This window comes from Shewanella sp. 11B5 (assembly GCF_002836795.1).
In the GTDB taxonomy this organism is placed as follows: domain Bacteria; phylum Pseudomonadota; class Gammaproteobacteria; order Enterobacterales; family Shewanellaceae; genus Shewanella; species Shewanella frigidimarina.
The window spans coordinates 1-3,224 of sequence record NZ_PJAP01000907.1 but is presented as its reverse complement, the minus strand read 5'-3'; the positions used below and the strand labels follow the sequence as shown (position 1 = coordinate 3,224).

The following is a 3,224-nucleotide window of genomic DNA, read 5'->3' as shown; positions in this document are numbered from 1 at the left end:
TTAGCCTCTTGCAGATGGCCTCGAATAAATTGACTATCCGACGGGTTTTTACTGCCTCTAGCCATGGCGGCATATTGCTGATTAACACCAATTTTAGGCATGTTGTCTGGGTTTAACTCTACAACCCAACGACCATTTTTCTTTAATACAGTGACATCGGGAATAACGTATTCATCATCCATTGGGGTAATTAATAAACCAGGACGAGGATTGAGTGTCTGAATTAGAGTGATTGCGTCACGTAATTCATTTTCTTTTAGTTTTGTTTTACGCATCAATAATCTGAAATCACGGCCAGCAATTAAATCTAAATAGCCTTTAATTAACAAACGAGCATTATCGATATGTGGTGTGTCGTTAGAGAATTGTGCTAATTGAATAAATAGACATTCACTTAAATCACGTGCAGCAACACCAACAGGGTCAAAGTGTTGAACGCGTTTTAATACCGCTTCAACTTCATCAAGTTCCACATTTTCATCACCCATGGCTTCAAGAATATCTTCGGTACTTTGGGTTAAATAACCGCGTTCATCTATGGCATCAATAATGGCGGTGGCAATGGCGAGATCAGTGTCTGAAAATGGGGTAAGATTTTTTTGCCATTCTAAATGTTCGTACAGACCTTCGGTGGTTTCACCTTGAAAGGGCATGTCGTCATCGCGCATGCTCGCACTGCCTGAACCTGACATTGGTGAGGCTGTGTACACTTCGTCCCATGTGGTATCCATGGCTAAATCATCCATGGTTTCTTTGGTCATGGATTCTGCAATGTCGACAGTGGAAGTGTCTTTTTCGACATTAACAATGCTGTTGTCACTAAAGTCGGTATCCGCTTGGTCGCGATTTTCTTTTAAGGAGTCTTTTGCTTCAGAAAACTCATCTTCTATTTCAAGCAATGGATTTGAATCTAATGCTTGTTGGATTTCCTGCTGTAGCTCCAATGACGATAATTGCAGTAAGCGAATGGCTTGCTGCAATTGTGGGGTCATGGTTAAGTGTTGACCCATTTTAAGTTGGAGTGACGCTTTCATTTACCGCTTATCCCTAGATGATTTTCAATAAAAATGACAATCTCGAAACTGTAATGGATTGCCATATACATCAATGACATTTAACGTTGTTTAGGTATCGTTCAATGAAATGAGTTAGCTAGACTAAAGGCCAGTAAAGTAACTATAGCTTGAATTGTTCACCTAAGTACACAGCACGAACTTGTTGATTACTTAATATCTCATCAGGTGTGCCTTCGGCAATTAAATTACCCTGGCTAACGATATAGGCTCGTTCACAAACGTCTAGCGTTTCACGTACGTTATGGTCGGTAATTAATACCCCTAAACCGCGATTTTTAAGTTGTTGGATGATTTTTTTAATGTCGATGACCGAAATAGGATCAACACCAGCAAAAGGCTCATCAAGCAAAATAAATTTTGGATTAGCAGCTAAAGCGCGCGCAATTTCAACTCGACGACGTTCGCCACCCGATAACGACATGCCTTGGCTGTCGCGTATGTGAGTAATGTGGAATTCTTCGAGTAGATGCTCAAGTTGCTCAATACGTTGGTCTGTGCTGAGCTCTTTGCGAGTTTGCAGTACGGCCATTATGTTGTCGTAAACGGTAAGCTTGCGGAAAATACTGGCTTCTTGTGGTAAGTAACCTATACCTTTGCGGGCGCGCAAATGCATTGGATCGGCAGTAAGGTCGTCATCGTCAATTAATATCCGACCTTTATCGCTTTTTACTAAGCCGACAACCATATAAAAGGTAGTTGTTTTACCTGCACCATTAGGGCCTAAAAGACCGACAATTTGGCCGGTTTTAACCGTTAAGCTCACATCTTTAACAACCTGACGAGCTTTATAGCTTTTTGCTAGATTTTCAGCGGTTAAGGTAATTTGGGTCATGGTTTGATCTGCTTGTTAACAGGGATTTCAGGGAGCTTTTGCTTTGGCGCCGACTCGTCTTGGAAATTCTCTGGTTGAATGATGGTGATTACCCGATCTTGTCCTGTACCAGTACTTTCGGCAATCAGCTCTTGAGCACTGATGTTGTACTTGATTTTATTACCGGTAACCTGGCTACCAGATTGATCCAATTTGGCGTTGCCTGTCAATGTGAGTGTAGTGGTGGCAAGGTCATAGCTAATTTCGTCAGCACTTGCGGTACCAATTTTACCGTCATCTAATTCTTGTGAAAATGTAGCAGGGGTGCCAGTAGCAATTAATCTCTTGCTGGTGCTGTTTTCAGGGGTAAACGCCCGTAACTGATCTGCATTGATATTAATCGTGCCTTGGACAATTGTCACCGGACCATTAAAAACAATTTGATTGTTTTTAATGTCGGCAGACTGACTGGCGGAAGCGATTTTCAATTCTTGTTTCAGATCACCTTGTTTCGCTGTGGCTGGCAAACTCAATATGCAAAGTATGCTACTTAGTAACACAACATTGGCGCGAGTGTGGAGACGATTAATGTGGCTCATATGTTCCTTCTACCTGGCTAAGTAGCGATAATTTTTGCGAATTCAAGTCGGCATGCAAGCCTAAACCTTGAATAATAAACCCTTTACCTTTGATGTACACCATCTCTTGTGAGGTGCCTATCATAGTGGTTAAATCCACCGCAATGGCTTGGGTACTCAGTGACTGTAGAGGTTCTTCTATATCAATGGCATCAATAATAACATTATTTTCTAATGTGACTTTGCTGGTATTTTTATTCAATTGCCCACGGTCTGCACTTAATTGCCATTGTGCTTTACCATTTTCAGGGAAAATGAGGTAGATAGGTTTGGTAAAGTGAGTGATGTCGCTTGAAGCGTAATGCTCCATGTGCTCCGCGCTGACTCGACTTTCGACAAAACCTAGTTGATTGAATTCTGTCGTGCGTAGGTTATCTGCAACAAAATCTGGGCGCTCAATACCGCGTATTTGCACCGCATCCATTTCACTGCGTTTTATTTGTGCTTGCCAGTACAATATAAAAGCAAGCCCAAAAAAAGCAATAATACCTAGCGAAACTCTACTCATATACTCATACCATGAGCACTGGCAAACTTATCTTGGCTTAAGAGTAATAAATCGGTGAGTTCACGCAGTGCGCCATGGCCACCGTTAAGAGTGGTTGTCATATGGCACTGTTGTTTGACAAACGGATGACCATCACCGACACAAATGGCTAGCCCTACGGCTTTCATTACGGGTAGGTCTACCATGTCATC

Annotated in this window: 4 protein-coding genes and 1 pseudogene; all 5 read right to left on the bottom strand. The window is 41.9% G+C overall.

Going from position 1 to position 3,224, the window contains the following annotated elements:
- The coding region (locus CXF78_RS18035) for an RNA polymerase factor sigma-54 (protein WP_102037541.1) at positions 1–1,034 on the bottom strand (1,034 nt) is incomplete at its 3' end.
- A 142-nt stretch (positions 1,035–1,176) separates the two neighbouring features.
- Positions 1,177–1,908: an LPS export ABC transporter ATP-binding protein gene (gene lptB / locus CXF78_RS18030; RefSeq protein ID WP_011638813.1), complete on the bottom strand. Its 732-nt coding sequence runs from the start codon at positions 1,906–1,908 to the stop codon at positions 1,177–1,179.
- The gene (gene lptA / locus CXF78_RS18025; RefSeq protein WP_102037540.1) at positions 1,905–2,486 is read right to left on the bottom strand and encodes a lipopolysaccharide transport periplasmic protein LptA; all 582 of its coding nucleotides are present in this window, start codon (positions 2,484–2,486) and stop codon (positions 1,905–1,907) included. The genes lptB and lptA overlap by 4 nt, the downstream gene beginning before the upstream one ends.
- On the bottom strand, positions 2,473–3,033 hold the full coding sequence (gene lptC / locus CXF78_RS18020; protein WP_102037539.1) for an LPS export ABC transporter periplasmic protein LptC: 561 nt from the start codon (positions 3,031–3,033) through the stop codon (positions 2,473–2,475). Before lptC ends, lptA begins: the two co-directional genes overlap by 14 nt.
- A pseudogene (locus CXF78_RS18015) lies at positions 3,030–3,224 on the bottom strand (HAD hydrolase family protein); the annotation flags it as partial. The gene lptC and the pseudogene CXF78_RS18015, both read right to left, overlap by 4 nt.